Raw genomic sequence first — 811 nt, 5'->3', positions numbered from 1 at the left:
TATTATTATTCAATAGGAGTAATGTTATTATGAGAAAAAATGATAACGAAAGAAATGAGGAAGGCGATAGACGAGAAGCAATTTGTGGTTTATTATCAACCTAAATTCGATTTATCTACGGAATGTGTAATAGGAGCTGAAGCGCTAGTACGATGGAAACATCCGCAGTATGGCTTCCTCTCACCTGCAGAGTTCATTCCAATTTTTGAAAAGAATGGTTTTATTAGCGAATTAGACTATTATGTTTGGGATTGTGTCTGTCAAAAATTAGACTCTTGGATTGAAACAGGGCATCAATTAATGCCTATTTCAGTCAATGTTTCAAGAGTCGATTTGTATAATCCCAAATTACCAGAATTATTATTTGGCTTAATTATGAAATACAATATACCAATTCAGTATCTACATCTAGAAATTACCGAATCAGCTTATACAGATAATGCGAAGCGAATGATTGATATCGTTAATCAGATTCGTCAAATTGGATTTGTAATTGAGATGGATGACTTTGGTACTGGGTATTCATCCCTAAATATGTTAAGTGATTTACCGATTGAGATTCTTAAATTAGATATGAGTTTTTTGAAGAATAATGTTGGAAGAAGTAGCGGACGTTCTGTAATACAATTTGTGATTAATCTTGCTAAATGGTTAGGTTTATTTGTTGTAGCAGAAGGTGTAGAAACACAGGAACAAGCTATATTCTTAAAGAATATGGGCTGTGACTATGCACAAGGATATTACTATTCTAAACCAATTGAAGATGCTGACTTTGAAAAATTATTATTAGAAACGCGTATCTGTTCTACAG

The 811-nt window shown here is 32.8% G+C and carries 1 protein-coding gene; it reads left to right on the top strand.

Annotated elements, in window-relative coordinates; genetic code table 11:
- Nucleotides 1-84: 84 nt before the first annotated feature.
- Nucleotides 85-811: EAL domain-containing protein (locus ACW2QF_RS19570; RefSeq protein WP_455717695.1), on the top strand; the 727-nt coding region annotated here is incomplete at its 3' end.

The organism is Anaerosporobacter sp., assembly GCF_965301125.1.
Note: the sequence above shows the minus strand (reverse complement) of the source record. Positions and strands in the feature narration are given on the sequence as shown.